The sequence below is a fragment of the Streptococcus equinus genome, from assembly GCF_049393805.1.
In the GTDB taxonomy this organism is placed as follows: domain Bacteria; phylum Bacillota; class Bacilli; order Lactobacillales; family Streptococcaceae; genus Streptococcus; species Streptococcus equinus.
On record NZ_CP185763.1, the window covers coordinates 1,342,460 to 1,368,527 of the forward strand.

The 26,068-nt window shown below is 37.6% G+C and carries 28 protein-coding genes, 1 tRNA gene and 1 pseudogene; 25 read left to right on the forward strand and 5 right to left on the reverse strand.

The window, feature by feature from the left end; translation table 11 throughout:
- Window positions 1-104: 104 nt before the first annotated feature.
- From ACN0NP_RS06675 to brpA, 4 genes are all read left to right on the forward strand, one after another.
- Window positions 105-1,526 (forward strand): NCS2 family permease, encoded by a 1,422-nt coding sequence (locus tag ACN0NP_RS06675; protein WP_024344599.1) that lies wholly within the window; start codon window positions 105-107, stop codon window positions 1,524-1,526.
- Between the two features lie 165 nt (window positions 1,527-1,691).
- Window positions 1,692-2,135: a tRNA (adenosine(37)-N6)-threonylcarbamoyltransferase complex ATPase subunit type 1 TsaE gene (gene tsaE, locus ACN0NP_RS06680; protein ID WP_024344600.1), complete on the forward strand. Its 444-nt coding sequence runs from the start codon at window positions 1,692-1,694 to the stop codon at window positions 2,133-2,135.
- Entirely contained in the window at window positions 2,128-2,640 is a 513-nt protein-coding gene (locus ACN0NP_RS06685) for a GNAT family N-acetyltransferase (RefSeq protein ID WP_423216998.1), read from the forward strand. Before tsaE ends, ACN0NP_RS06685 begins: the two co-directional genes overlap by 8 nt.
- 10 nt (window positions 2,641-2,650) lie before the next feature.
- Window positions 2,651-3,817 carry a biofilm formation/cell division transcriptional regulator BrpA gene (gene brpA / locus ACN0NP_RS06690; RefSeq protein WP_027968145.1) on the forward strand — a complete coding sequence of 389 codons (1,167 nt, stop codon included), beginning with the start codon at window positions 2,651-2,653 and terminating at the stop codon, window positions 3,815-3,817.
- Window positions 3,818-3,888: 71 nt separating this feature from the next.
- Here brpA and ACN0NP_RS06695 read toward each other — a convergent pair whose 3' ends face one another.
- Complete coding sequence (locus ACN0NP_RS06695) at window positions 3,889-4,203, reverse strand: hypothetical protein (RefSeq protein ID WP_021141714.1); 315 nt, start codon at window positions 4,201-4,203, stop codon at window positions 3,889-3,891.
- Complete coding sequence (locus ACN0NP_RS06700; RefSeq protein ID WP_021141715.1) at window positions 4,200-4,619, reverse strand: HIT family protein; 420 nt, start codon at window positions 4,617-4,619, stop codon at window positions 4,200-4,202. The genes ACN0NP_RS06695 and ACN0NP_RS06700 overlap by 4 nt, the downstream gene beginning before the upstream one ends.
- A 63-nt stretch (window positions 4,620-4,682) precedes the next feature.
- Between ACN0NP_RS06700 and ACN0NP_RS06705 the strand changes: the two genes are divergently transcribed.
- From ACN0NP_RS06705 to ACN0NP_RS06795, 19 genes and pseudogenes are all read left to right on the forward strand, one after another.
- A complete protein-coding gene (locus ACN0NP_RS06705; protein WP_303189584.1) occupies window positions 4,683-5,408 on the forward strand; it encodes an ABC transporter ATP-binding protein in 726 nt (241 codons plus the stop codon).
- A 2-nt stretch (window positions 5,409-5,410) separates the two neighbouring features.
- Complete coding sequence (locus tag ACN0NP_RS06710; protein ID WP_423216999.1) at window positions 5,411-6,445, forward strand: ABC transporter permease; 1,035 nt, start codon at window positions 5,411-5,413, stop codon at window positions 6,443-6,445.
- Between the two features lie 33 nt (window positions 6,446-6,478).
- Window positions 6,479-7,312 (forward strand): cell cycle regulator CcrZ, encoded by an 834-nt coding sequence (gene ccrZ, locus ACN0NP_RS06715; protein WP_045798213.1) that lies wholly within the window; start codon window positions 6,479-6,481, stop codon window positions 7,310-7,312.
- A complete protein-coding gene (gene trmB / locus ACN0NP_RS06720) occupies window positions 7,312-7,950 on the forward strand; it encodes a tRNA (guanosine(46)-N7)-methyltransferase TrmB (protein WP_021141720.1) in 639 nt (212 codons plus the stop codon). Before ccrZ ends, trmB begins: the two co-directional genes overlap by 1 nt.
- Window positions 7,951-7,991: 41 nt before the next feature.
- A tRNA-OTHER gene (locus tag ACN0NP_RS06725) sits at window positions 7,992-8,053 on the forward strand.
- Window positions 8,054-8,406: 353 nt separating this feature from the next.
- Window positions 8,407-9,345: pseudogene (locus ACN0NP_RS06730) on the forward strand (hypothetical protein); the annotation flags it as partial.
- Window positions 9,346-9,551: 206 nt separating this feature from the next.
- The gene (rimP, locus tag ACN0NP_RS06735) at window positions 9,552-10,049 is read left to right on the forward strand and encodes a ribosome maturation factor RimP (protein ID WP_024344612.1); all 498 of its coding nucleotides are present in this window, start codon (window positions 9,552-9,554) and stop codon (window positions 10,047-10,049) included.
- An 83-nt stretch (window positions 10,050-10,132) separates the two neighbouring features.
- On the forward strand, window positions 10,133-11,305 hold the full coding sequence (gene nusA, locus ACN0NP_RS06740) for a transcription termination factor NusA (RefSeq protein WP_021141728.1): 1,173 nt from the start codon (window positions 10,133-10,135) through the stop codon (window positions 11,303-11,305).
- Between the two features lie 18 nt (window positions 11,306-11,323).
- Entirely contained in the window at window positions 11,324-11,620 is a 297-nt protein-coding gene (rnpM, locus tag ACN0NP_RS06745) for an RNase P modulator RnpM (RefSeq protein WP_003067455.1), read from the forward strand.
- Window positions 11,613-11,915: a YlxQ-related RNA-binding protein gene (locus tag ACN0NP_RS06750; RefSeq protein WP_423217000.1), complete on the forward strand. Its 303-nt coding sequence runs from the start codon at window positions 11,613-11,615 to the stop codon at window positions 11,913-11,915. Before rnpM ends, ACN0NP_RS06750 begins: the two co-directional genes overlap by 8 nt.
- A 19-nt stretch (window positions 11,916-11,934) precedes the next feature.
- Window positions 11,935-14,631, forward strand: a complete 2,697-nt coding sequence (gene infB, locus ACN0NP_RS06755) for a translation initiation factor IF-2 (RefSeq protein WP_423217001.1) — start codon at window positions 11,935-11,937, stop codon at window positions 14,629-14,631.
- Between the two features lie 522 nt (window positions 14,632-15,153).
- Window positions 15,154-15,504 carry a 30S ribosome-binding factor RbfA gene (rbfA, locus tag ACN0NP_RS06760; RefSeq protein ID WP_003067449.1) on the forward strand — a complete coding sequence of 117 codons (351 nt, stop codon included), beginning with the start codon at window positions 15,154-15,156 and terminating at the stop codon, window positions 15,502-15,504.
- A 74-nt stretch (window positions 15,505-15,578) separates the two neighbouring features.
- The gene (locus ACN0NP_RS06765; RefSeq protein ID WP_074534113.1) at window positions 15,579-16,109 is read left to right on the forward strand and encodes a TIGR00730 family Rossman fold protein; all 531 of its coding nucleotides are present in this window, start codon (window positions 15,579-15,581) and stop codon (window positions 16,107-16,109) included.
- A gap of 11 nt (window positions 16,110-16,120) precedes the next feature.
- Window positions 16,121-16,666 carry a nucleotidyltransferase family protein gene (locus ACN0NP_RS06770; RefSeq protein ID WP_423217002.1) on the forward strand — a complete coding sequence of 182 codons (546 nt, stop codon included), beginning with the start codon at window positions 16,121-16,123 and terminating at the stop codon, window positions 16,664-16,666.
- 105 nt (window positions 16,667-16,771) lie between these two features.
- Window positions 16,772-17,203, forward strand: a complete 432-nt coding sequence (locus ACN0NP_RS06775; protein ID WP_024344617.1) for a CopY/TcrY family copper transport repressor — start codon at window positions 16,772-16,774, stop codon at window positions 17,201-17,203.
- Between the two features lie 36 nt (window positions 17,204-17,239).
- Window positions 17,240-19,477: a heavy metal translocating P-type ATPase gene (locus ACN0NP_RS06780; RefSeq protein ID WP_423217003.1), complete on the forward strand. Its 2,238-nt coding sequence runs from the start codon at window positions 17,240-17,242 to the stop codon at window positions 19,475-19,477.
- A gap of 11 nt (window positions 19,478-19,488) precedes the next feature.
- Entirely contained in the window at window positions 19,489-19,695 is a 207-nt protein-coding gene (locus ACN0NP_RS06785; protein WP_021141738.1) for a heavy-metal-associated domain-containing protein, read from the forward strand.
- A gap of 102 nt (window positions 19,696-19,797) precedes the next feature.
- Entirely contained in the window at window positions 19,798-20,424 is a 627-nt protein-coding gene (locus ACN0NP_RS06790; RefSeq protein WP_021141739.1) for a trimeric intracellular cation channel family protein, read from the forward strand.
- Window positions 20,417-21,229: a Cof-type HAD-IIB family hydrolase gene (locus ACN0NP_RS06795; RefSeq protein WP_074480813.1), complete on the forward strand. Its 813-nt coding sequence runs from the start codon at window positions 20,417-20,419 to the stop codon at window positions 21,227-21,229. The genes ACN0NP_RS06790 and ACN0NP_RS06795 overlap by 8 nt, the downstream gene beginning before the upstream one ends.
- 37 nt (window positions 21,230-21,266) lie before the next feature.
- On the opposite strand, the gene ACN0NP_RS06800 is transcribed toward ACN0NP_RS06795, so the two are convergent.
- Entirely contained in the window at window positions 21,267-21,824 is a 558-nt protein-coding gene (locus ACN0NP_RS06800; RefSeq protein ID WP_021141741.1) for a TetR/AcrR family transcriptional regulator, read from the reverse strand.
- Between the two features lie 132 nt (window positions 21,825-21,956).
- On the opposite strand from ACN0NP_RS06800, the gene ACN0NP_RS06805 reads away from it, so the two are divergent.
- A complete protein-coding gene (locus tag ACN0NP_RS06805; RefSeq protein ID WP_423217004.1) occupies window positions 21,957-22,802 on the forward strand; it encodes a DegV family protein in 846 nt (281 codons plus the stop codon).
- A 23-nt stretch (window positions 22,803-22,825) separates the two neighbouring features.
- Here the strand turns inward: ACN0NP_RS06805 and ACN0NP_RS06810 are convergent, their stop codons facing one another.
- Complete coding sequence (locus ACN0NP_RS06810) at window positions 22,826-23,338, reverse strand: YgjV family protein (RefSeq protein WP_074480825.1); 513 nt, start codon at window positions 23,336-23,338, stop codon at window positions 22,826-22,828.
- A 2-nt stretch (window positions 23,339-23,340) separates the two neighbouring features.
- Window positions 23,341-23,952 (reverse strand): GA-like domain-containing protein, encoded by a 612-nt coding sequence (locus ACN0NP_RS06815; RefSeq protein ID WP_423217005.1) that lies wholly within the window; start codon window positions 23,950-23,952, stop codon window positions 23,341-23,343.
- Window positions 23,953-24,312: 360 nt separating this feature from the next.
- Here ACN0NP_RS06815 and ACN0NP_RS06820 point away from each other — a divergent pair, with 360 nt between their 5' ends.
- A complete protein-coding gene (locus ACN0NP_RS06820; RefSeq protein ID WP_278488092.1) occupies window positions 24,313-25,944 on the forward strand; it encodes a Na/Pi cotransporter family protein in 1,632 nt (543 codons plus the stop codon).
- Window positions 25,945-26,068 lie beyond the last annotated feature (124 nt).

Below are 26,068 nucleotides of genomic sequence, written 5' to 3' on the forward strand. Positions count from 1 at the left end.
GCTATTGAAAACTGAACAATCTTTTGGTAGAATATATAAGTCGTTCGGAAATAGAAGAAAAAGCGACTATTATTAACCTTATTAAAAGGAGAAACCATTTAAAAATGGAAAAGTTTTTTAAACTTAAAGAACATGGTACGAATGTTCGTAGAGAAGTAACTGCTGGTTTAACAACATTCTTTGCAATGTCATACGTATTGTTTGTTAACCCATCAATCCTTTCACAAGCTGGAATGCCTACACAAGGTGTGTTCCTTGCTACAATTATTGGTGCTGTTGTTGGTACATTGATGATGGCCTTCTACGCAAATCTTCCATATGCGCAAGCACCAGGTATGGGACTTAATGCCTTCTTCACATATACTGTTGTTTTTGCCCTCGGATACACTTGGCAAGAAGCACTTGCTATGGTTTTCATCTGTGGTCTTATTTCACTATTTATCACAGTAACTAAAATTCGTCGATTGATTATTGAATCAATCCCAGCAGCGTTGAAATCAGCTATTTCAGCTGGTATCGGTATTTTCCTTGCTTATGTCGGAATTAAAAATGCAGGATTTTTGAAATTCTCTATTGATGCTGGTACATATACAGTAGCTGGTTCAGGAGCTGATAAAGGTCTTGCATCTATTACAGCAAATGCATCTGCTACACCAGGTTTGGTCGCTTTTGATAACCCAGGAGTTATCCTTGCTTTGATTGGACTTGCTATTTCAATCTTCCTTATTGTTAAAGGAGTTCGCGGAGGAGTTATTCTTTCAATTGCAGCAACAACTATTATTGGTATTTTGATTGGTGTTGTTGATCTTGGTTCAGTCGACTGGGAAGCAACAAACCTATCTGCATCAATCAATGATTTGAAAAAAATATTTGGTGTTGCTCTTGGTAGCCAAGGTTTAGGTTCATTATTCTCAGATCCTTCACGTATTCCTGGCGTCTTGATGGCTATTCTTGCATTCTCATTGACAGATATCTTTGATACAATTGGTACACTTGTTGGTACTGGTGCAAAAGTTGGTATTATCACAACAACTGGTGGTAATAAAGAATCTAAAAAACTTGACCGTGCACTTTACTCTGACCTAGTTGGTACAACATTAGGTGCTATCGCAGGTACTTCAAACGTTACAACTTACGTTGAATCAGCTGCTGGTATTGGAGCTGGTGGTCGTACAGGTTTGACTGCTCTTACAGTTGCTGTACTATTTGCTATTTCAAGTTTCTTTAGTCCACTTGTTTCAATTGTTCCTACACAAGCAACTGCCCCAATTCTTATCATTGTTGGTATCATGATGCTCTCAAATCTTAAACATGTTAAATGGGATGATCTTGGAGAAGCAGTGCCAGCGTTCTTTACATCAATCTTTATGGGATTCAGCTACAGCATTACTTATGGTATCGCTGCTGGATTTATCACTTACACACTTGTTAAAATCGTAAGAGGTCAAGCAAAAGAAGTTCACGCTGTTATGTGGGTTTTAGATGCATTGTTTATTCTTAACTTTGTTAGCTTGGCAATTTTGTAAAAATATAGTTTTCAATAAAGCTGAAGGTATCGTTCTCTCGCCTTCAGCTTTTTTTAAAGCGAATGATAGCTGAAAAAATTAATATTTGCTAATTTTTAATAAAAAGATTCTGTGAAAAAACTGGCGAGACTTGGAAGGAAAACAGAATTTTGGTATAATGGACTCATGTTTTATAGTCATAACGAAGATGAGTTGATGGCTTATGGCTATCGGCTAGGACAAAAATTACAAGCAGGGGATGTCCTTGTACTAACTGGAAATCTTGGCGCTGGTAAAACGACTTTAACTAAGGGAATTGCAAAAGGGCTTGATATTAATCAAATGATTAAAAGTCCTACTTATACAATTGTTAGAGAATATGAAGGACGTTTGCCGCTTTATCATTTAGATGTTTACCGAATTGGAAATGATCCTGATTCTATTGATTTAGATGATTTCTTGTATGGTGATGGTGTGTCTGTCATTGAGTGGGGTGAACTTCTAGAAGAAGATTTACTAGGGGATTACTTAGAAGTGGTCATCACTCCTTCAGGAGACGGACGCCAGATTGAGTTACAAACTAATGGTCCACGAAGTGAGAAGCTTGCGGAGGCTATGGCTTGTGACTGAGCAAGAAGTGATTATTGAAGAAGCACAGGTAAGTGATGCAGCAGCCTTGAGTAATCTTCTTGAGCGAGTTAGTCAAGAGACAGATTTTATTGTCGCAGACAGTATTTTGTCGCAAGACGATATGGCGATTTTTTTAGAGCGTCATTTGGCAGCTGTTAATGAGATTTGTCTTGTTGTTCGAGTTGGTAGAGAGTTAGCTGGTGTTTTAAATGTATCCAGCAGCGATTCGTCTCAGACAAATCATATCGGTGATATTTTTATCGCCATTCGTAAAAAATATTGGGGATACGGTCTAGGTTCACTTCTTATGGAAGTTGCTCTTGATTGGGCGTGTCATACTCCGATGATTCGTCGATTGGAGTTGACAGTTCAAGCAAGAAATAGCAGAGCTGTCCACCTTTATGAAAAGTTCGGTTTTAAGATTGAAGCTACTAAAGAACGTGGCGCAAAAACTAAAGATGGAGAATTTCTTGATGTCTACTCGATGAGTAGATTAATAGACTAAAAGTAGACAAATGAAACTTGGAAAAAAAATTCTGTTGATGTTAGCAGCAATTATTGTAACAACGGTTGTTGCACTAGGTGTTTATGTTACGACTGCTTATAATTTTTCAACAAGTGAGTTGGCAAAAACGTTTAAAGATTACAAGACGTCTGGTTCAAGCAGCAATGCTATTGAACAGACTAAACCTTTCTCAATTCTCTTGATGGGGGTTGATACAGGGGATTCTGAACGTCAATCAACTTGGGAAGGTAATAGTGACTCAATGATTTTAGTGACTGTTAATCCTAAGACTAAGAAGACGACGATGACAAGTCTTGAACGTGATGTTCTGATTGAATTAACAGGACCAGAAGATAACGATATGAATGGTGTTCAAGCAAAATTGAATGCTGCTTATGCCTCAGGCGGTGCTCAAATGGCAATTATGACCATTCAAGATTTATTAGATATTAATATCGATTACTACATGCAAATCAATATGCAAGGTCTGGTTGATTTGGTTGATGCTGTTGGTGGTATTACAGTAACAAATGATTTTGATTTTCCAATCTCAATTTCAGAGAACGAACCTGAATACACAGCTACAGTTGAACCAGGAACTCATAAAATCAATGGTGAACAAGCTTTAGTTTATGCACGTATGCGTTATGATGACCCAGAAGGTGACTATGGTCGTCAAAAACGTCAACGTGAAGTTATTCAAAAAGTTCTTAAGAAAATTTTAGCACTTGATAGTGTATCTTCTTATAAGAAAATTCTTTCTGCAGTCAGCAAGAACATGCAGACTAACATCGAAATTTCATCAAGTACAATTCCAAGTTTACTAGGTTATACAGATGCCTTGAAGACAATCGAAACTTACCAACTTAAAGGTGAGGGACAAACTATTAATGGCACATCTTACCAAGTCGTTTCATCAGATCACTTGCTCGAAATTCAAAATACTATTAAAAAACAACTTGGTTTAGAGGAAAGTACTGAACTTAAAACAAGTGCTGTTTTATCAGATGATGTTTATGGTAGTGATTATAGCGATTATGGTTATAGTGATTATAGTTATGGTGATTCTGATAGCGGCTATGGTTACGATAGTGGTTACAGTGACTACGGTACTGCTGATAATGGTGATTACGCAACAGATACTTATTATTCACAAGATGAAACCTATGCATACTAAAAAAGCTCGACCAGATGGTCGGCTTTTTTATCTATACAATAGTAGAAAAATAAAAAGTCTAGGAATTATTCCTAGGCTTTTTCGTTAGTGGCTTCTTGATATTTTCCAAGAATTTGCCCAATCTCTTCGAGGCGACTGTTTGTTTCTTGTTCAAAAAGTCGTCGTTTGTAATCCAAATCTTTACTGATACTTTCAAGCTTTGGTAATTGTTGATTGATATCTTCGATAGAGCGACTAATTTTAGAAATGTCATCAACAATTCTGTTACTGATATCATTGACATCAGTGATTTCTTGAGTATATTCTTCGCGCTTTTGGTAGGCTTGATAGGCTGCAAAACCAGCGCAGCTTGCCACACCAAATGCGACAAGATGTGCTAATTTCATTTTTCTACCTCTACAGCGATTTGTTCAGCTAATTTTCCAAGTGCTTCAAAATCTGGTTCGTGTTCTGTGAAGTTAAGTGAGAATTCATCATCAGAACCATAACGTGGAATAAGATGAACGTGAGCGTGGAAAACAGTTTGCCCAGCGACTTCTTCGTTGTTGTTTACGATGTTCATACCAACAGCTCCAGTTGCTTTTTGGACGGCACGCGCAATTTTTGGTAAGCGAGCAAATAATTCTTGTGATGTTTCTTCTGACATGGCAAGAACGTTGCGAACGTGTTCTTTCGGAATGACTAAAGTGTGACCTTTAGTTGTTTGTGAGATATCTAGAAAGGCTAAGACTTTATCGTCTTCATAAACTTTTGATGAAGGAATTTCACCAGAGATAATTTTACAAAAGATGCAATTTTCCATTTGAATCACCTATATTCCTTTGATTTTGTTATAATTATTATATCAAAAAAATGTGGGTAGCTTATGTTAAAAATTGAAAATCTTACAGGTGGATATGTTAATATCCCAGTTTTAAAAAATATTTCTTTTGAAGTAAATGATGGTGAGCTTGTTGGATTAATTGGGCTAAATGGTGCTGGAAAATCAACAACCATAAATGAAATTATTGGACTTTTGACGCCTTATCAAGGTCAAATTACGCTAGATGGTTTGACTTTGGCTAATAATCAAGCTGATTATCGTAAAAAAATTGGATTTATTCCTGAAACGCCAAGTTTATATGAAGAATTGACTTTGCGTGAGCATTTGGAAACTGTTGCAATGGCTTATGATCTTGAGTTTGAGGCTGCTATGGCGCGTGCAAAAGAGTTGCTAAAACTTTTCCGTCTGTCTGATAAACTTGATTGGTTCCCGATTAATTTTTCAAAAGGGATGAAGCAAAAGGTCATGATTGTTTGTGCTTTCATGGTTAATCCAAGTCTGTTTATTGTTGATGAGCCGTTTTTAGGATTGGATCCGTTGGCTATTTCTGATTTGACAGATTTGCTTGCGCAAGAAAAAGCAAAAGGTAAGGCGATTTTGATGTCGACACACGTGTTAGATGCTGCTGAAAAAATGTGTGACCGTTTTGTGATTTTGCATCATGGTCAAGTAAGAGCTGTAGGAAATTTAGCTGAATTGCGAGAAGCTTTCGGTCAGAAAGACGCTAGCTTAAATGATATCTACATAGCTTTGACTAAAGAGGGATGAGAATGAAAGAAGTTTTTCAAAAACGACGTCGCCTCTTTTTAGGGCAATGTCTGAAGTATTTACGATATGTCTTAAATGACCATTTTGTTTTAGTGCTGTTTTTCTTGCTTGGATTTTTGATGTTTCAGTATGGAAAATTATTGCAGCATTTTCCCAAAAATGTCATTTGGCTAGAAATTATTTTAGCTTTTGTGGCGCTTGCTATGCTTAGCCTTGGAAAAATTGCGACTTACATTGAGGCACCGGATAAGTTGTTTTATCTTCCTAAGGAAGAAGAAGTTGTAAGCCTGATTCATCAAGCTCGCATTCGTTCATTTGGTATTTGGACGGTGATTCAGACAGTTGTGCTGATTTTATTGGCACCGATTTTCTTCAAATTGGGAATGTCACTAGCTATTTTTATTGTATTGGTGATTGTTTTAGCTATTCTGAAGTGGTTTGTGATGACAGAAAAGGAAAAAGTCTTTTTTAAAGATGGACATTTTTCATGGGAAAAAGCTATTAATTATGAATCGAAACGTCGTCAAGGAATCTTGAAGTTCTTTGCTCTCTTTACAACTGTTAAAGGTATTTCAGCTAGCGTAAAACGTCGTGCTTATCTTGATAAATTGCTACTTTTAGTTAAGAAGACACATGCTAAAACATGGTCAAACTTGTACCTTCGTGCTTTTCTTCGCAGCTCGGATTATTTAGCGTTAACTTTACGTTTATCACTACTAAGTATTCTAGCTTTGCTATTTGTTCCAAATCATTTAGTAGCAGCAGCTCTTGCGCTTGTTTTTAACTATCTTTTACTCTTTCAACTATTGAGTTTAGCCCAACATTTTGATTATCAATATTTAACACGTTTATACCCAATATCAGAAATACAGAAAAAGGCTAATCTAAAGGTATTTTTGAGATGTTTATCTTATTTGATTAGTTTAATTGAGCTTGTTTTATGCTTCTCATTGAAAGCAGCAGGTCTAATCATTTTAGTGACTGTAATTGTTACAGAATGGTATCTTCCTTACAAAATCGCGAAGATGATTGACTAGCTGGTGTAAAACAAGTAAAATAAAGGTGAAGAAATGTATAGTAATAGAATAGAAAAGGAGGGCAGACAGGTGACAACAGTATCAGATCAGGAATTGACAATGACACCTCTTCGAGGTAAAAGTGGCAAAGCTTTTATTGGTCAATATCCAAATGGTGAAAAAATCTTTATCAAGTTTAACACAACACCAATTTTACCAGCTCTTGCAAAAGAACAGATTGCACCACAATTGTTGTGGGTACGTCGAACTGGTAACGGCGATACAATGAGTGCACAGGAATGGCTTGATGGAAGAATTTTGACTAAGGAGGATATGGGTAGTAAACAAATTGTCCATATTCTTTTGCGTTTACACAAGTCACGTCCATTGGTTAATCAATTATTGCAGTTGAACTATAAGATTGAAAATCCATATGATTTGTTGGTTGACTGGGAAAAGAATGCACCGTTACAAATTCGTGAAAATACTTATTTGCAAAGTATTGTAAAAGAATTAAAACGTAGCTTACCAGAGTTTCGCTCAGAAGTTGCGACAATTGTGCATGGTGATATTAAACACAGTAACTGGGTAATCACAACAAGTGGTATGATTTATCTAGTTGACTGGGATTCAGTTCGTTTGACAGACAGAATGTATGATGTAGCCTTTCTTTTGAGTCACTACATTCCTTACACACGTTGGGGTGAGTGGTTGAATTATTATGGCTATAAAGACAATGAAAAAGTACGCAGTAAAGTGAAATGGTACGGACAGTTTTCATATCTTTCACAGATTTTGAAATGTTTTGATAAACGAGATATGGAGCACGTAAACCAAGAAATTTACGGCTTACGAAAATTTAGGGAGTTAGTTAGTAAAAATAAATAATGCGAGTTAGAAAACGTAAGGGTGCTGAGGAGCACTTAGAAAATAACCCACACTATGTTATCTTAAATCCAGAAGAAGCAAAAGGTCATTGGCGCGAAGTTTTTGGTAATGATAACCCAATCCACATTGAAGTTGGTTCAGGAAAAGGAGCATTCATCACAGGAATGGCCTTGCAAAATCCTGATATTAACTATATCGGAATTGATATTCAAGTATCAGTATTAAGTTACGCTTTGGATAAAGTTCTAGATAGCCAAGCACCAAATGTTCGTTTGCTACTAGTTGATGGTTCGGATTTGACTAATTATTTTGAAGACGGCGAAATTGATTTGATGTATTTGAATTTCTCAGATCCATGGCCTAAGAAACGTCATGAAAAACGTCGTTTGACTTATAAGACATTCTTGGATACTTACCGTCAGATTTTACCTGAACACGGTGAAATCCACTTCAAAACTGATAACCGAGGCTTGTTTGAATATAGCTTAGCAAGCTTCTCACAATATGGCATGATTTTAAAACAAGTTTGGTTGGATTTGCATGCTAGTGATTTTGAAGGAAATGTCATGACAGAGTATGAAGAGAAATTCTCTAAAAAAGGTCAAGTCATTTACCGTGTGGAAGCACAATTTCAATAATTTGCTGCCACTATCAAGAAGAAGTGAATAGCATTTCTGTTGGAGAGGTTACATAGTGGATGAACGTTGTAATGTTTTGAGGGTTCGAGTCCCTTCCTCTCCTTACACAATTGAATATAAAAAGAAACGTCCTTTGAATTTTTAACGGTTGAAATATCAAGGACGTTTTTTGCGTTTTTTTGGAAAAGATTTAGAAAAGTTATAGGTCGGTAATTAATTGTGATTACCTAGAATAATTGAGGCACGTGCCATTGTTAAAAGTCAGAATTTTTTTAAGAAAATATCATAAATTGATTTCATATTTGCTGGTTATGATTGCGTTAGTGCTAGCAGTTATCTTGCTTTATGATGAAATTGTTGTCGAGCGTGGCAATCTGCTAGTTTTATCAATTTTAACAGGATTGTTAGCAGTTGTAATTCTGGAGTACTATTTAAGTCGAAGGAGAAATCTTGTCTGGTCATATTTCAGGCGTCCCAGAAAAAATCATCAATTTATTCGTAAAATCAATTTTTGATGTTAGCAGTTTAGCGACACAAGGATTTATTCTCATCAATGTGATAATGCTAGTTGCTTTTGTTATCATTGGTATTCGATTGAAACACAAAAAAGAAATTTTTTGGACTTGGTTTTTCATCGATATGTCGTTTGTGACTTATTATATCAGTATTTTACTGATGTATTTGACAGCTATGCCGACAGAAGAAGCTTTGCAATTAGCTGGATTTGAGCGCTACGCATCAAGTATGGTTATCTTCAGTTTTGGTTATATGGTCATGGCTCTTGCTTGGGAAATGGATGAATGTCTGTATGAACAAACGTTTAGCCGTCGAAATGCAAAATCTTATAAGAGTTTGTTTAATAAACGATTGTATCAATATGCGACTTTAGTTTTGTCGATTTATGCAGTTGGTATGTTTTTGTCCGAAAATAACAGCATTGTCTTTAATAATAATCAAGAAACTAATAAAGTCTCAAAAGAACTTCATCAACTTGTTGGAAATAAGATGGATGATTCTAAAGACAGAATCTTGGTTGTTACGACAGATAAAGAAAATGTCGATAGTTTCTTTCTCCAGTATGCTAGCCGTTATTATCTTTGGGATGTTAATGTTGATGCCAGAGAAAACTTTGTTTCAGCTGACAAAGAGTTCTTGGATTTGATGAAATCCTATAATGATAGTGCGACAAGTTATTATCTTTGGAATGAAAATATCGATGCCAGAGATGATTTTACATTTTCAGATAAAGATTTTATTGCGCTTTTGAAGGCTTATGATAAGGTATTGATTCTAGAAGACCACTATACATTCAATGCTTTAACGAAGAAACTTTTTGGCAGAACTTATTCGCCAGGTCTTTATAAGACTTCAGATATTCTAAATGGAAAAGGCTGAGTTTTATTGATGGATAAGCTTTTAACTTGTCAAAGCTATAGAAATATGGTATGATAATATAAAATAAGTAGAAGGAGGCGGAGTTTGTTACTTCGCCTCTTGTGTGTGCTTAATACTAGTTTAGTTAAAGCAATTTCTACGAGTAGCATTGAGGTGGCTTGAAAAGGTCAGCCGATGTGATTGAACTTTCTATTTTATTTTAATAGATAAAGGAGGGGATTCTTATCGCAAACGCAAATACAATCATTGAATTGGTTACAGAAGCTGTTGCACCTGCTATTAAAGAACCGTTTGAATTGGTTGATGTTGAGTACGGTAAAATGGGCAGTGACTATGTCCTTAGTATCTTAATCGACAAACCAGGCGGTATCACAGTAAATGATACAGCTGATTTAACTGAAATTATTAGTCCTCTACTTGATGCTATCAAACCAGATCCGTTCCCAGAACAATACATGCTAGAAGTTTCTAGCCCTGGTTTAGAGCGTCCATTGAAGACTAAAGAAGCTCTTGAAAAAGCTGTAGGATCTTATGTCAATGTGAGTCTTTACAAAGCTATCGACAAAGTTAAGGTATTTCAAGGAGACCTTGTTGCTTTTGATGGTGAAACATTGACAATTGATTATTTGGACAAAACACGCAAGAAAACTGTTGAAATTCCGTATTCAACTGTTGCAAAAGCGCGTTTGGCAGTGAAATTGTAGTCAACTGTTATAAACTACAATCTGATTTTATTTAGATATAAACGAAAGGATAATGCTCTGCCTATTGCGGAGCAATGAAAAAAATGAGCAAAGAAATGCTAGAAGCCTTCCGTATTTTGGAAGAAGAAAAACACATTAACAAAGACGATATCATCGACGCTGTAAAAGAATCATTGAAATCAGCTTACAAACGTCGTTATGGTCAATCTGAATCATGTGTTATTGAATTCGACGACAAAAAAGGTGACTTTAAAGTCTACACTGTTCGTGAAGTTGTTGAAGAAGTTTTTGATAGCCGTCTAGAAATCAGTTTGTCAGATGCATTGAAAATCAGCTCAGCTTACGAACTAGGTGACAAAATTCGCTTTGAAGAATCTGTTGCTGAATTTGGTCGTGTTGCTGCTCAATCAGCTAAACAAACTATCATGGAAAAAATGCGCCGTCAAATCCGTGAAGTAACTTACAATGAGTACAAACAACACGAAGGCGAAATCATGACTGGTACAGTTGAACGCTTTGACCAACGTTTCATCTACGTTAACCTTGGCTCTCTTGAAGCACAATTGTCACACCAAGATCAAATTCCTGGTGAAACATGGAAATCACACGACCGTATCGAGGTTTACGTATACAAAGTTGAAAACAATCCAAAAGGTGTTAACGTCTTTGTAAGTCGTAGCCACCCTCAATTCATCAAACGCATCATGGAACAAGAAATTCCTGAAGTATTTGACGGAACTGTTGAAATCATGAGCGTTTCTCGTGAAGCTGGTGACCGTACAAAAGTTGCTGTACGTAGCCACAATCCAAACGTTGATGCTATCGGTACAATCGTTGGTCGCGGTGGAAGCAACATCAAGAAAGTTATCAGCAAATTCCATCCAAAACGTTATGATGCAAAAGCTGGCGTTGAAGTTCCTGTTGAAGAAAACATTGATGTTATTCAATGGGTTGAAGATCCAGCAGAATTCATCTATAACGCTATTGCACCAGCCGAAGTAGATATGGTTCTTTTCGATGAAGAAGACAGCAAACGTGCAACAGTTGTTGTTCCTGACAACAAATTGTCACTTGCTATCGGTCGTCGTGGACAAAACGTTCGTTTGGCTGCGCACTTGACTGGCTACCGTATCGACATCAAATCTGCTTCAGAATATGAAGCACTTGAAGCTGAACGTGCAGAACAAGCAGCTGCTCCAGCTGAAGAAGTTGCTGAAACTGCTGAAACAGAAGTTGTAGCAAACGACGCAGAATAAGAAAGATAGAGGTGTTTCATGGCTAAAACACGTAAAATACCTTTAAGAAAATCAGTTGTTTCAGGTGAAGTTATTGATAAACGTGATTTACTTCGCATTGTTAAGAATAAAGAAGGTGAGATTTTTATCGATCCAACTGGTAAGCAAAACGGTCGTGGCGCTTACATCAAACTTGATAATGAAGAAGCACTCCAAGCCAAAGAAAAACGCGTCTTTAATCGTAGCTTTTCAATGGAAGTTCCTGAATCATTTTATGATGAATTGATTGCTTACGTAGATCACAAAGTCAAAAGAAGAGAGTTAGGTCTTGAATAACCGCGAAAGATTGTCAAATTTAATTGGACTGGCACAACGTGCAGGAAAAGTCATTTCTGGAGAAGAATTAGTCATTAAGGCTATCCAATCTGGTAAAGCAAAACTTGTTTTTCTGGCAAATGATGCTGGTGATAATTTGACAAAGAAAACAACTGATAAAAGTCATTATTACAAAGTAGAAGTCTCCACAGTGTTTAACACACTGGAATTAAGTGCTGCGCTTGGTAAAACACGTAAAGTAGTTGCCATAGCAGACGCTGGATTTTCAAAGAAAATGAGGACTCTTATGAACTAACAGAATAGGAGGACATCAATTGTCAAAGAAAAGATTATATGAAATCGCTAAAGAACTGGGCAAATCAAGCAAAGAAATTGTTGACTACGCTCAAGAATTAGGACTTGATGTGAAGAGCCATTCTTCTAGCGTTGACGAATCTGATGCCAAACGAATTGCGGCAAAATTCTCAGGCAATGCAAAACCTGCTGAGAAAACAGTTGTGGAAGCTCCTAAAGCAGCTCCTGCAAAACCTCAGAGTCGTAATTTCAAGGCAGAACGTGAAGCGCGTGCTAAAGCCGAAGCAGAAAAACGAGCTAAAGGCGGCGATAAAAAGCGCAATAACAATCAAGGACGCGACAATCGTTCTAATCGTGACAGACAAGAGAATGCCCAAAACAATCGCAAACATCGCGATCGCAATTCTCAAAATCATAATCGAAGAGATCAACAGCGTGATAATCACCAAAGAGATCAGCGAAATGATCGCAATCAATCAGCTAAGCCACGTATCGATTTCAAGGCACGTGCAGCTGCATTGAAAGCAGAACAAAATGCTGAGTATTCTCGTCAAAGCGAAACTCGTATCCACGAAAAAGAAGCTGCTAAGCGTAAAGCAAAAGCAACTAAAGAAAAAGAGCACAAAGCTCGTGTGGATGCTAAAGCTAAGGCTGAAGAACACAAAGTAAAAACAGCAAAACCTGCCACTTCTGCTCCTAAACATGTCGTAGCAGAACAAGCAGCACCTGCTGTGGATAAACGTCGTAAGAAACAAGCTCGTCCTGAAAAATCACGTGATTATGAACGTGATAATGAAGATGGACCACGCAAGAATAGAAAAAACTGGAATAATCAAAACCAAGTGAGAAATCAAAGAAATAGTAACTGGAATAATAACAAGAAAAACAAAAAAGGTAAACATAATAACAATCGTAACAACGCTCCAAAACCTGTAACAGAGCGTAAGTTCCACGAATTACCTAAAGAATTTGAATACACTGAAGGCATGACTGTTGCTGAAATCGCAAAACGTATCAAACGCGAACCAGCAGAAATCGTCAAAAAACTCTTCATGATGGGTGTTATGGCAACTCAAAACCAATCCCTCGACAGCGATACAATCGAATTGTTGATGGTTGATTATGGTATTGAAGCTCATAAAAAAGTTGAAGTTGATGAAGCTGATATCGAACGCTTCTTCGTAGATGAAGATTACCTCAACCCTGATAAATTGGTTGAACGTGCTCCTGTCGTAACAATCATGGGTCACGTTGACCACGGTAAAACTACCCTTCTTGATACCCTTCGTAATTCACGTGTCGCAACAGGCGAAGCTGGTGGTATCACTCAACATATCGGTGCTTACCAAATCGTTGAAAATGGTAAGAAAATTACCTTCCTTGATACACCAGGTCACGCGGCTTTCACATCAATGCGTGCACGTGGTGCCTCAATCACAGATATCACTATCTTGATTGTTGCCGCTGATGACGGTGTTATGCCTCAAACAATTGAAGCCATTAACCACTCTAAAGCTGCTGGTGTCCCAATCATTGTTGCTATCAATAAGATTGATAAACCAGGTGCTAACCCAGAACGTGTTATCGGTGAATTGGCAGAACACGGAATCATCTCAACTTCATGGGGTGGTGATTGTGAATTCGTTGAAATTTCAGCTAAATTCGGTAAAAACATTGATGAATTGCTAGAAACAGTTCTTCTTGTTGCTGAAATGGAAGAATTGAAAGCTGACCCAACAGTTCGCGCAATCGGTACTGTTATCGAAGCTCGTCTTGATAAAGGTAAAGGACCTGTTGCTACACTTCTTGTACAACAAGGTACTCTTCATGTTCAAGACCCAATCGTTGTTGGTAACACATTTGGTCGTGTTCGTGCTATGGTTAACGACCGTGGACGTCGTGTTAAAGTGGCTGAACCATCAACTCCAGTATCAATTACTGGTTTGAATGATGTCCCAATGGCTGGTGACCACTTTGCAGTTTATGAAGATGAAAAAGCTGCGCGTGCTGCTGGTGAAGAACGTGCAAAACGTGCTCTTATGAAACAACGTCAAGTTACTCACCGTGTCAGCCTTGAAAACCTATTTGATACTCTTAAAGCAGGTGAAGTTAAGACTGTTAACGTCATCATCAAAGCAGACGTACAAGGTTCTGTTGAAGCCCTTGCTGCATCACTTCTTAAGATTGATGTTGAAGGTGTGAAAGTGTCAGTTGTTCACTCAGCTGTAGGTGCTATCAACGAATCAGACGTTACTCTTGCTGAAGCATCAAATGCCTTCATCATCGGATTTAACGTTCGCCCTACACCACAAGCGCGTGAACAGGCAGAAGCTGATGAAGTAGATATTCGTCTTCACTCAATCATCTACAAAGTTATCGAAGAAGTTGAAGATGCCATGAAAGGTATGCTTGACCCTGAATACAAAGAAAAAATCATTGGTGAAGCAATCATCCGTGAAACATTTAAAGTATCTAAAGTTGGTACAATCGGTGGATTCATGGTTTCAAATGGTAAAATTACTCGTGATGCTAGCGCACGTGTCATCCGTGACGGTGTCGTTATCTTCGACGGTAAACTTGCCAGCCTTAAACACTTCAAAGATGACGTTAAAGAAATCGGTAACGGTCAAGAAGGTGGTTTGATGATTGAAAACTACAACGACATTAAAGTTGATGACGTTATCGAAGCTTACGTAATGGAAGAAATTAAACGTTAGGGAGTAAGACAGAACCCCAAAAAGCAGGTTCGTCGTCTTACCCCCGCACGGTTGAGTAGGGTTGTAAAAGCTGATTTATCAGCGTATTAGAATCCACTCAACTACTGCGTTTCCCATTGAGACTAAAATCTTTGTGGAAATATGGTAATCTCTATGGTTTTAGAACGTAGACAAAACTTTTTAACTTAAAATCATTTTCAAGTTATTTTGCTATGATTAGATTTTAGGATTAGTTGCGAGCGAAGCGAGCAATAAAAGGATACTTTCTGCCGTGGTGATAGTGGCTGTAATGTTGATAAATCAGCCACCGGGAAGTTTTGAGACTTTAGGCTCAAAACTTAGGCATGGAATTCCGAAGGAATTCGCTGCCGACCATACCACCTAAGGAAAGTATCAGAAGCGACTTTGTCTTCAATCTAAGAGGATTATGGAGCTCTTTCTAAACGTTACAGTTATAAATGATAATAAAAGCTAGGCTTGCTTAGCCTAGCTTTTTTCAAAAAAGATTAGAAAGGAAAAATTATGGCTAATCATCGTGTCGACCGTGTTGGTATGGAAATCAAACGTGAAGTAAACGAAATTTTGCATAAAAAAGTTCGTGACCCACGTGTTCAAGATGTCACAATTACTGATGTTCAAATGCTTGGAGACCTTTCAATGGCTAAAGTGTACTACACAATTCATTCTGAACTTGCTTCAGATAACCAAAAAGCACAAATTGGTCTTGAAAAAGCTAAAGGAACTATCAAACGCGAACTTGGTCGCAACTTAACAATGTACAAAATTCCAGATTTGACATTCATCAAAGATGAATCAATCGAATACGGAAATAAAATCGACCAAATGCTTCGTGATTTGGAAGCTAAAAAATAAAACAATGAAAGCTCGCCACAGGCGGGCTTTTTTTGTGCTATAATGAAATTAATTTAGCGAGGTATGAAGAGATTATGAAAATTACAGTTTATTTAGGTTCACGTTTTGGAAATGATCCGATTTATAAGGAAATGGTTGTAAAACTAGGTCACTGGTTAGTAAGTCAAAATCATCAATTGGTTTATGGTGGAAGTAAGGATGGTTTGATGGGCTGTCTTGCTGACACAGTTTTAGCTGATGGTGGTGAGGTGTATGGTATTATTCCGCTTGATTTTCAAAAACGTGAAAAGGCACATCTGCATTTGACAGACTTAACCTTAGTGGCTGACATGGATGAGCGTAAGCGTATGTTAATGGATAAAGGAGATGTCTTACTGGCTTTACCAGGTGGACCAGGTACACTTGAGGAGATTGTTCAGGCATTTTCTTGGGCGCGTGTTGGACTGCATCACAAACCTTGTCTTTTTCTAAATATCAATGGCTACTATAATCCCTTGATTGAGCTATTTGACAAAATGGTATCAGCTGATTTTATCAGTCAAGAAGTTCGTGACAAGGCAATTTTCGTTAACAATTTAAAAGAGCTTGAGGCAGTTTTAAAATAAGTAAGAGATTTATGGACATTAAGACACTCTTTTTAAAAGATGGTGAGCTTGTAGGGATTTTTAAAATAATAGCTGCGCTTAAGTTGAAGGATTCTTGGCTAGCTGCAGGGACTTTGCGAAATTATATTTGGAATATTTTATCAGGAAAACCAGGTCTATCAGATGCAAGTGACATTGATGTTGTCTTTTTTGACCCTGAGGTAACTTATGAGAAGACTCAAGTTATTCAAAAACAGTTGCAAGCAAGTTATCCCAATTATCAATGGGAAGTTAAAAATCAAGTTTTCATGCACCAACATAGTCCTCACACTGCTCCCTATCAAAGTGCAAGAGATGCTGTCAGCAAGTATCCAGAACGTTGCACAGCAATTGCTGCAAGACTGCAAGATGGTGAGCTTGAACTCTTTTTACCATATGGTGATGAGGATATTCTTAATTTTGTTGTTCAGCCAACACCTCATTTTTTGAGTGATAGCGAGCGAATGCGTGTTTATTGTGAGCGATTGAAAAAGAAAAATTGGCAAGAAAAATGGCCTTGCTTAAAAATTTTTATCTAAATTTTTTACAGAGCACTTGGGTGCTCTTTTTTTGTTGACAAATGTAGACGATAAAATTATAATGAATTTACAAATGTAAACTAAAAGGTTTTAGAAAGGAATAAAATGTCAATTTCAAAAGCAGAATGGGAAATCATGCGAGTGGTTTGGACGAAAGAAAAAACGACAAGTAGTCAGATCCTTGCCATTTTAGGTGAAAAAAATGATTGGACAGCTTCAACCATTAAGACGCTCTTAAAACGTTTGGTAGATAAAGGATTTTTATCTCGACAAAAACTTGGAAAGGGATTTCTTTACTCAAGTAAGGTCTCTGAGCAGGAAGCCATGAACCAGCAAGCAGATGATTTATTTTCGAAGTTTTGCCAGCGCAAGCACGTGGCTATTTTGAAACACTTGCTAAAAGAAGTACCAGTGACTGATTCTGATATTGATGACTTGCAAGCTCTGCTATTGTCTAAAAGAGAAGAAACAGTAGATGAAGTACCTTGTAATTGTATTCCTGGGCAATGTCGCTGTAAAGAACATCTAGAACTCTAATAGTTCATTTGTGATATTTAGACAGGAAGGTATCTTATGGAAAAAGAAGAAGTCTTTGTCATTGACGGCATGACTTGTGCAGCCTGTGCTGTGACTGTCGAAAATGCTGTTAATAAAATAGATCATGTCGATTCAGCGGTTGTTAATCTGACAACTGAGAAAATGACTGTCCGTTATAATCCTGATTTGGTCAGTGAAGAGGAAATTGAAAAGGCAGTTGCTGATGCTGGATATGGAGCTAGTGTTTTTGATCCGGCAACGGCTAAAAGTCAATCTGAGCGCCAGAGCGAAGCTACTCAAAACATGTGGCATAAGTTCCTTTTATCCGCTTTGTTTGCAGTCCCCCTTCTGTATCTGTCAATGGGAAGTATGATGGGACTGTGGGTGCCAGACGTTGTGAGCATGGATAGTCATCAGCTCGTTTTTGCTTCTGTTCAGTTAGTTTTGACTCTGCCAGTTATGTATTTTGGTCGTCGCTTTTATGTCAATGGCTTTCGTTCACTGATAAAAGGGCATCCTAATATGGACTCTTTAGTGGCTTTGGCAACCAGTGCTGCCTTTATTTATAGCCTTTACGGAGTTTATCATATTATTCTTGGGCATGCTCATCACGCGCACATGTTGTATTTTGAATCAGTCGCAGTGATTTTAACCTTGATTACGCTTGGAAAGTATTTTGAAACTTTGTCAAAAGGTCGCACGTCTGATGCTATTCAAAAATTAGTGAAATTGTCCGCTAAAACCGCTACAGTCATTCGAGACGGTGTTGAAGAATCAGTCCCAATTGAGAATGTTGTTATCGGCGATATCCTTCTGGTAAAACCTGGTGAAAAAATCCCAGTCGATGGTCGTGTGGTTTCAGGACATTCAGCTATTGATGAATCGATGTTGACTGGAGAAAGCATTCCAGTCGAGAAAGTAACTGATGACAAGGTGTTTGGTGCCTCAATTAATGGTCAAGGTTCTCTGACGATTCAGGCTGAAAAAGTCGGCGATGAGACGCTTCTAGCTCAAATCATCAAATTGGTAGAAGACGCGCAACAGACCAAAGCACCAATTGCAAAAATCGCTGATAGAGTCGCCGGTGTTTTTGTTCCCGCTGTGATTACGATTGCGCTGATGACGTTTGCTTTTTGGTATTTTGTCATGGGGGAAAGTTTTGTTTTTGCTCTCCAAGTTGCTATTGCTGTGCTCGTTATTGCCTGTCCTTGTGCACTTGGTCTTGCCACCCCAACAGCCATCATGGTCGGAACAGGACGTGGCGCTGAAAATGGTATCCTCTACAAACGTGGTGACGTTTTGGAAAATGCACACCACATTGACACCATGGTTTTTGACAAGACAGGAACTATCACTCAAGGAAAACCACAAGTCGTTGATGTTATCACTTACCATGGTGATGAAAAATCTCTACTTAGCAAGGTTGCTTCTATTGAAAAATACTCAGAGCATCCACTGAGTCAAGCTATTGTGGAAAAAGCAGTCGCTGAAAAACTTGATTTTTCAGAAGTTGAAAATTTTACCTCTTTAACAGGACGAGGATTGCAAGGTGAAGTGGCTGGGCAGATTTTCTATATTGGTAATCGCAGATTGATGGAAGAGTTGCAAGTTGACTTGGGTGCAAGTGAGGCTGCGGTGCTGGCTGCGACACAAAAAGGTCAGACTCCAATTTACGTTTCGGCAAATCAACAACTACTAGGTGTGATAACCGTGGCGGATTTGCTAAAAGTAGACAGTAAAGAGACCGTCTCAAAATTACAAAACAAGGGCATTGATGTGGTTTTGTTAACAGGGGATAATAGCAAAACAGCGCAAGCTATTGCCAAACAAGCAGGCATCAAAACAGTCATTAGCGAAGTCCTCCCAGACCAAAAATCGCAAGCTATCAAGGATTTGCAAAGCCAAGGCAAACAGGTTGCAATGGTCGGTGACGGGATTAACGATGCGCCAGCCTTAGCAGTAGCTGATATTGGGATTGCGGTAGGTTCAGGAACTGACATTGCCATTGAATCCGCTGATATTATTTTGATGAAACCAGAAATCTCAGATATTCTCAAAGCTCTAAGTATCAGCCACTTGACAATTAAAGTGGTTAAAGAAAATCTATTCTGGGCATTTATCTATAATATTCTAGCTATTCCAGTTGCGATGGGGGTCTTGTATCTTTTCGGTGGACCTTTGCTCAATCCGATGATTGCGGGACTTGCTATGGGATTTAGCTCAGTTTCTGTTGTATTAAACGCTCTTCGCTTGAAATATATTAAACTAAAATAAAGGAGTTTCTCATGGAAAAAACATATGAAGTTACAGGTATGAAATGTCAAGGTTGTGTCACAAAAGTGACTGAAAAATTGTCAGCTGTTCCAGGTGTCAAATCTGTTAAAGTTGATTTGGAGAAAAAACAAGCAACCATCACAGGTCGACCTTTTAAATTTCTCCTAAAACGTGCTCTCAAAGGAACAAAATTTGCACTTGGTCAAGAAATTAAATAAAGGATTTTGGTAAATTTTAGAAAAACAGGGCTTGCTCTGTTTTTTTGTTAGCCTAAAAATGATAAACTAGTCTAGTAAGAAAAAAATTAGTGTGGAATAAAAATGACAGTGAATGTTTGGGATTTATTAAGTATCATCGGCTCTATCGCCTTTGCACTTTCTGGAGCAATTGTTGCGATGGATGAAGATTTTGATATACTTGGGATTTTTATCTTAGGTTTTGTGACAGCTTTTGGAGGCGGTGCCATTCGTAATCTTTTGATTGGTCTGCCTATCAGCGCTCTTTGGTCACAAAGTCAGTGCTTTTATTTTGCGCTCGCAGCAATGCTATTTATCATGATTTTTCCAAATATCATTACCCACAAAGGTTGGAAAAAAGCAGAAGTTTTGACAGATGCGATTGGTCTTGCAGCATTTAGTGTTCAAGGAGCCATGTATGCTGTAAAACTTCATCAGCCTTTGAGTGCTGTGATTGTTGCAGCTGTTCTGACTGGTGCTGGTGGTGGTATCGTTCGTGATATTTTAGCTGGTCGAAAGCCAAGTGTTTTGCGTAGTGAAGTTTACGCTGGCTGGGCTATCGTTGCAGCGCTAGCCATTTTCTTTAAAATCGTCCATAATGATCCAGGCTATTATTTGCTCGTTTTAGTTCTGACAATCTTACGTATGATAGGCTACTGGCGTCAGTGGCATTTGCCAAAAATTAAACGGAAGGTCATTAAAAATGATTAAATTAATTGCAATCGATTTAGACGGAACATTGCTCAATTCTGATAAAAAAATTCCTGAAGAAAATGTAAAAGCGATTCAAGCAGCAGCAAAAGCTGGTGTAAAAATCGTGCTTTGTACAGGACGTCCAAAATCAGGTATTCTTCCATTTTTTGAAAAATTGGGCTTAGATGATGAAGAATATATCATTATGAATAATGGTTGCACAATTTACAATACAAAAAATTGGGAACTTGTTTTTCATGCTCAAGTCACAAATGAAGAACTTGATACATTGAACGAAGCTATCGCTGATTACCCTGATGTGTGCCTAACATTGACTGGTGAAAAACATTATTATGCCGTAGGTAGCGAAGTTCCAGAATTGGTTCAATACGATGCAAGTCTTGTTTTTGACACAGCTATTGCTAAAAGTTTGGATGAGATGAAGGCACTTGATGAAACTATTTTCCAAGCCATGTACATGGCAAAAGCGCCACAGCTTGATCCTTTCCAAGCAGCAAAAGAAGAAGAGTTAGCAAAAGATTTTAGTGTCGTTCGTAGCCAAGAATACATCTTTGAAGCAATGCCTAAAGGCTATACAAAAGCAACAGCGCTTAAAGCTTTGTCAGAAAAACTTGGCTTGTCGCAAGCAGAAGTTATGGCGTTAGGTGATGCGGCTAATGACCTTGAAATGTTAGCATTCGCTGAGCACAGCGTTGCTATGGGAAATGCGACTGACGAAGTCAAAGCAATTTGTCGTTATGAAACAACAACTAATAATGAAGCAGGCGTTGCAAAAGCCATTTACGATTATGTGTTGAAATAAATAAAAAATCCGACCAGTTTGGTCGGATTTTGTCTTCTTATAAGAAAAGCGGTAAACCAATTGCTGCAACTTCTTCAGCAGGTGTGCGCATATCATCAGCCACCCAATTAGATAGGACTGAGATAATGGCATTACTCCAAAATGAGTTAGTGTAGTTTGAGTTACGCTTTTTCTTGAACCTTTGATAAGCTTTTAAGCGTTTAGAGACAATTCCTGTCAAGAGTTTTTCAAGGTGTTGTTCAAAGATAGCACAAAGGACTTGTGCCTCTTTTTTAGCTTCGTTCAAAATGAAAAGCCAAGCTTGGGAGAGTTGACTTTTTAAATCAAAGGCTTTAAGACCACGAAAAATTCGTCGAACGATTTGGGTTAGAATTGATTCTAATATAGCTTCTTTTGATTTGTAATTACGGTAGAAGGCGTTGCGTGAGACTCCAGCTTTGGCAACGAGTTCTGAGATAGTAATTTGGTCCAAGGTTTTCTTTTCAAGAAGTAGCAAAAGTGCCGTTTCAAGGGACTCACGAGTCAATTTTCGTGATTCCTTATTTGAAACTTTTAAATTTTGCAAGGAATTTTTTGAAATTGTCTTTTCCGTCATGACAAAAACCTCGTACTTGTGACATCTGATTGTTTTTAATGGCTAATGTAAGGGCATTAATGATATAATTTTAGGTGAAAATACTTTGTTTGTCAAATAAATTTTAATCTCAATGGATTGGAGGATATAGATATGAGTTGGAAAATTGTTGCAGATTCTGGATGTGATATTCGACAAATTGAAGGACTTGCTGAACACGTCGAATACCAAAATGTCCCACTTACAATTCAAATCGGTTCAGAAATCTTTGTAGATGATGAAGGCTTAGATGTTGCTAATATGATGAAAACGATGTACGAAAGCCCAGTTTCATCAAAATCAAGTTGCCCAAGCCCAGATGCTTTCTTACAAGCCTATCAAGGTGCTGAAAATGTTATTGCTATCACAATCACTGGTAATCTCTCAGGAAGCCAAAATAGTGCCCAAGTTGCAAAACATATGCTTTTAGAAGAACACCCAAATGTGAATGTTCACGTTATTGATTCTTTGTCAGCAGGTGGTGAAATCGATTTGATTGTTCTTGAATTGAGCCGCTTGATTGCAAAAGGGCTAAGTTTTGACGAAGTAGTTGAGGCAATTACAGCTTATCAAGCTAAAACAAGACTCCTTTTTGTCCTTGCTCGTGTTGATAATCTTGTTAAAAATGGTCGCTTGAGTAAACTTGTCGGAAAAGTTGTTGGACTTTTGAACATTCGTATGGTCGGTAAAGCAAGCGACGAAGGTAAGTTGGAACTCCTTCATAAAGCGCGTGGACAGAAAAAAGCTGTTCAAGCAACTATCGATGAAATGCTTAAAGAAGGCTATCAAGGTGGTAAAGTTATGATTGCTCATGCCAATAACGAAAAAGCATGTCAGCAATTGACTGAAAAAATTAAAGAAAAATACCCACAAGCTGATGTCACATGCGTACCTGCATCAGGTCTATGTAGTTTCTACGGAGAAGATGGTGGTATTTTATTAGGGTACGAAACAGTGTAAGTCAATATAAAAGAGCATGAGTATCACTCATGCTCTTTTTTCGTTTGATTAAAGGAACTGTATTTAGCAATAGCAATTAATGTGGTGATTGTAATAAATACATCCATGATTAAAGCTGGGTATGCTTTAATAGTGAAGTCATAAAATGCCCAAAGTATCATATTTTCAACAGTAACCCAGCGGAGCCATTGCACTTTATCAGTTGCAAAGGAAACGATAGTATAAGATACTGAGGAAATTAATGGAAGCAATCCAATTAAGCCAAGGTTATTAAAGTAAGTTCCAGCTGAAACCTGTATTATCACCAAAAGAATGGTTGAATAGATTGAATCCCAATTTTTAATCATGAGTGTATTACGAATTATCGATACACTAATAGAAATGGCTCCTGTGTAGCCGCCAAGTAAAAAATTAGCAATCATCGTGAAGAAGTAATCCGACAATTGCCACATTAACATATGTTTTTTAGTTTTAGCAAAAGATGCGGCTGCTAAACATGTCGCACCAATCGCAGAAAAAATAAATCCGATTGACATCATTAATAGCTGTAATAAGTGTAATTACCATCAGTTACAACTGAAGAAGGAGTTCGAGTTGTGTTATTTGGATTAATAGTAGAACTGTCAGAGTTATCTGAGCTATCTGATGCTGCTGTTGTATCTTCAGTTTTGTTAACAGCAGCTGCAATAGCATTAGAAACAGCGTCAAGACGCGCTTGAAGCTGATCTTTAGTTGCTTGGTCACCTACGGCGTCGATTGCAGCTTGGGCTGCATCAACGTTTTGGCTTGTTTGTTCAGATTCTGCAGTTGTGACAGCAGATTCTGCGTTATTTCTATTAGTAAGTTCTGCAGAAACAGCATCTAATTGTGATTGCAAATCAGTCTTTTTAGCTTCATCAGAAAGTTTGTTAATAGCATCTTGTGCACTAGAAATGGCTTCGGCTGAAGGATTAGCTTGAGCTTCAGCTAGGAGAGCTTGTGCGTTAGCTTCTAAATCTGCTTGGCTAGAAGATGAGCTAATTGATGTTTTAGGTTGTGAACTTGATGTGCTTGTATGTGTATTACCAAAGACAAAGTAAATTCCGCCTGCTAAGGCAATTAAAATAATACTTAAAATAAAATAAGTAACTTCACTTTTTGTTGCTTTCATGAGAGCTCCTTTTTTGAATTATTTAATATTACTTGATGATGAAGTCGCCATCACATTGAAAAGTAGACTAGATTAGTAGTATTTATTGAGACACAGCGTCTTTTCCTATTATAACATATAAATGGCAGCGTATTAATCTTTTTCCTAAAAACTCCTCGAAATTTTAATTTTTTATCATTTAAGCTTATTAAAAATTTGAAAAAATATTTAGAAGTAGCTTTCTTAGAGGAGTGATGTTATTTCAAAACGTTATCAATTTAGAAAAAGCTTAAAAAAATACTTGTCTGTTTACGTTGAATACATTAAAATGGAAGTATCGGGTTTTTTCTCGGTAAAATTATAGTATTTGAGGATAAGACTGTGTCAGTAAATTGGCAAGAAATTGCTTTTGGTTTTTTTGGAGGTCTAGGACTCTTTCTCTTTAGTATTAAATACATGGGAGACGGTCTGCAACAAGCAGCGGGAGACAGACTTCGTTTTTATATCGACAAATATACAAGTAATCCTTTCTTAGGAATTCTTGTTGGTTTAGCCATGTCAGCTCTAATCCAATCAAGTTCAGGGGTAACAGTTATTACTGTTGGTTTGGTATCAGCAGGACTTTTAACCTTGAGACAAGCGATTGGTATTGTCATGGGTGCCAATATCGGGACGACTGTTACGTCTTTTCTGATTGGTTTTAATTTGGGTGATTATGCCCTTCCGATGATTTTTATCGGTGCTGCTTTGTTGTTCTTTACGTCAAATCGACGTTTAAACAATATCGGACGTATCATTTTTGGTGTTGGAGGAATTTTCTTCTCACTAAACATTATGGGTGATGCGATGGCTCCATTAAAATCTGTTCCAGCCTTTCAGGATTATTTAGCAACTTTAGGTGACAAACCAATTATGGGTGTTTTGATTGGGACTGGCTTGACTATGCTTATCCAATCATCAGCTGCCATTATCGGTATTTTGCAAGGATTGTATGCAGGAAATCTTCTTGATCTTCAAGGGTCAATTCCGATTCTTCTAGGAAGTAACATCGGTACTTGTATTACAGCCGTTCTTGCAGCAATCGGCTCTAATGTTGCAGCAAAACGAGTTGCAGGAGCGCACGTACTTTTCAATGTTATCGGAACTGTCTTGTTTATGGTTCTATTGGTGCCATTTACTGGCTTAATGCAGTGGATGGAACTTCACTTTAAATTGACGCCAGCGATGACAGTTGCCTTTGCACATGGTACTTTTAATATTACAAATACCATTTTGCTCTTCCCATTTATTGGAACTTTGGCATTTGTAGTTACAAAATTAATTCCTGGTGAAGATGAAGCTACTAAGTACAAAGCTATTTACCTTGATAAGATTATTCTTAAACAAGCGCCAGCTATTGCTCTTGGGAATGCTAAAAAACAATTGATTCACTTAGGTGCCTTTGCGACTCAAGCCTTTGAAGCAGCTTTCTTGTTTGTGGAAACAAGAAATGAAAAATATGCTGAAAAGACACAAAAATTTGAGGACACTATTAATAATGTCGATGAAGAATTGACAAAATATTTGATTGATCTTTCAAGTGAGCAATTAAGTCAACACGAAAGTGAAATTTTATCAAGTGTTCTCGATTCATCACGTGACCTTGAACGTATCGGTGACCACAGTATTAGCTTGGTTCACTTGATGGAACATAATATTTCAAAAGACATCACTTTCTCACAAGCCGCTGTTAAAGAAATTGACAACCTATATCACGAAACACATCGCATGATTCTTGATTCACTTAAAGTTGTCATTGATAACGACCTGCCGCTAGCAAATGAGTTGGTTGATCGTCATAAAGAAATCGCACACTTGGAACGTCGCATTCGTAAAAATCATATTAAACGTATGAACAATGGTGAATGTACGCCGCTTGCTGGTGTTAACTTTATCGATCTTATTACACCATGTACACGTATTACCGACCACGCTTTAAACTTGGTTGAAAAAGTTCTTGAAAATCAAATTTAATCATAAATCTAGTACCTTTGAGAAATTTTCTTAAGGGTATTTTTCAATACCAATTTTGAATTGGTATAAATTTGGTATATACCATTTACAAAAAAGCGCTTTTATTTTATAATGTAGTCATGGA

Bases quoted from the DNA above. Each gene is read 5' to 3' on its own strand.
- ACN0NP_RS06675 (WP_024344599.1), top strand. From the start codon at position 105: ATGGAAAAGTTTTTTAAACTTAAAGAACATGGTACGAATGTTCGTAGA.
- tsaE (WP_024344600.1), top strand. From the start codon at position 1,692: ATGTTTTATAGTCATAACGAAGATGAGTTGATGGCTTATGGCTATCGG.
- brpA (WP_027968145.1), top strand. From the start codon at position 2,651: ATGAAACTTGGAAAAAAAATTCTGTTGATGTTAGCAGCAATTATTGTA.
- ACN0NP_RS06695 (WP_021141714.1), bottom strand. From the start codon at position 4,203: ATGAAATTAGCACATCTTGTCGCATTTGGTGTGGCAAGCTGCGCTGGT.
- ACN0NP_RS06700 (WP_021141715.1), bottom strand. From the start codon at position 4,619: ATGGAAAATTGCATCTTTTGTAAAATTATCTCTGGTGAAATTCCTTCA.
- ACN0NP_RS06705 (WP_303189584.1), top strand. From the start codon at position 4,683: ATGTTAAAAATTGAAAATCTTACAGGTGGATATGTTAATATCCCAGTT.
- ACN0NP_RS06710 (WP_423216999.1), top strand. From the start codon at position 5,411: ATGAAAGAAGTTTTTCAAAAACGACGTCGCCTCTTTTTAGGGCAATGT.
- ccrZ (WP_045798213.1), top strand. From the start codon at position 6,479: ATGTATAGTAATAGAATAGAAAAGGAGGGCAGACAGGTGACAACAGTA.
- trmB (WP_021141720.1), top strand. From the start codon at position 7,312: ATGCGAGTTAGAAAACGTAAGGGTGCTGAGGAGCACTTAGAAAATAAC.
- nusA (WP_021141728.1), top strand. From the start codon at position 10,133: ATGAGCAAAGAAATGCTAGAAGCCTTCCGTATTTTGGAAGAAGAAAAA.
- rnpM (WP_003067455.1), top strand. From the start codon at position 11,324: ATGGCTAAAACACGTAAAATACCTTTAAGAAAATCAGTTGTTTCAGGT.
- rbfA (WP_003067449.1), top strand. From the start codon at position 15,154: ATGGCTAATCATCGTGTCGACCGTGTTGGTATGGAAATCAAACGTGAA.
- ACN0NP_RS06765 (WP_074534113.1), top strand. From the start codon at position 15,579: ATGAAAATTACAGTTTATTTAGGTTCACGTTTTGGAAATGATCCGATT.
- ACN0NP_RS06770 (WP_423217002.1), top strand. From the start codon at position 16,121: ATGGACATTAAGACACTCTTTTTAAAAGATGGTGAGCTTGTAGGGATT.
- ACN0NP_RS06775 (WP_024344617.1), top strand. From the start codon at position 16,772: ATGTCAATTTCAAAAGCAGAATGGGAAATCATGCGAGTGGTTTGGACG.
- ACN0NP_RS06780 (WP_423217003.1), top strand. From the start codon at position 17,240: ATGGAAAAAGAAGAAGTCTTTGTCATTGACGGCATGACTTGTGCAGCC.
- ACN0NP_RS06785 (WP_021141738.1), top strand. From the start codon at position 19,489: ATGGAAAAAACATATGAAGTTACAGGTATGAAATGTCAAGGTTGTGTC.
- ACN0NP_RS06790 (WP_021141739.1), top strand. From the start codon at position 19,798: ATGACAGTGAATGTTTGGGATTTATTAAGTATCATCGGCTCTATCGCC.
- ACN0NP_RS06795 (WP_074480813.1), top strand. From the start codon at position 20,417: ATGATTAAATTAATTGCAATCGATTTAGACGGAACATTGCTCAATTCT.
- ACN0NP_RS06800 (WP_021141741.1), bottom strand. From the start codon at position 21,824: ATGACGGAAAAGACAATTTCAAAAAATTCCTTGCAAAATTTAAAAGTT.
- ACN0NP_RS06805 (WP_423217004.1), top strand. From the start codon at position 21,957: ATGAGTTGGAAAATTGTTGCAGATTCTGGATGTGATATTCGACAAATT.
- ACN0NP_RS06810 (WP_074480825.1), bottom strand. From the start codon at position 23,338: ATGTCAATCGGATTTATTTTTTCTGCGATTGGTGCGACATGTTTAGCA.
- ACN0NP_RS06815 (WP_423217005.1), bottom strand. From the start codon at position 23,952: ATGAAAGCAACAAAAAGTGAAGTTACTTATTTTATTTTAAGTATTATT.